Here is a 683-nt window from a genome sequence, read left to right as displayed (position 1 = left end):
AGCGGTTCAAATATTGGAGGATGTAACGGAGCAACGTGCAGCTTCGTACCGACCACAGCAGATTCATATATACAGCTGACAGGCACAGCTGGAAAAAGTATTATGCTAAGTTCGATTGACGGCTCGAACATGGGTCAAGCGTATGGGGTGACGATGACAAATCAGACAGGAAGCCAGCAGATGAGTGCTCCGAGCACGACTAGCATGTTCTTCCGTTTGGAGCTGTCGGCAGGAATGCAATATCAGCTGACGGGGAGCGGACCGAGTGCGCCTGCAGGGATCGTAGTGTACAACAGCACGAATACGCAGGTAGCCACCACCACCACCGGANACGGGGAGCGGACCGAGTGCGCCTGCAGGGATCGTAGTGTACAACAGCACGAATACGCAGGTAGCCACCACCACCACCGGAGTACTGGCGTACATCCCAAGTGCAGCGGGAACGTATTATGTTGAACTGAAAACAGGAACATATGCGGGAACGTACAAGCTGATGGCAGCGCAGCAAGGAGCGACGCGGGAAGGAGCACTGCCGTACACAGCTCCGGGTCCAGTGACCGGTAAGTTATCGGCGAACGGAGAGCTATGGTACAAAACGAGCTTGCCGGTAAATCGTACCGTAACGGTGACGGCAACAGGAGCTAGCTCTATTAACTTTTATACTGTAGATGGTTCGAACTATA

1 protein-coding gene is annotated in these 683 nt (G+C 53.4%); it reads left to right on the top strand.

What is annotated here, in order from left to right; translation table 11 throughout:
- Positions 1-367 precede the first annotated feature (367 nt).
- The coding region (locus AC6RNO_RS36730; protein ID WP_497108443.1) for a hypothetical protein at positions 368-683 on the top strand (316 nt) is incomplete at its 3' end.

Source organism: Paenibacillus sp. sgz302190 (assembly GCF_059820445.1).
Note: the sequence above shows the minus strand (reverse complement) of the source record. Positions and strands in the feature narration are given on the sequence as shown.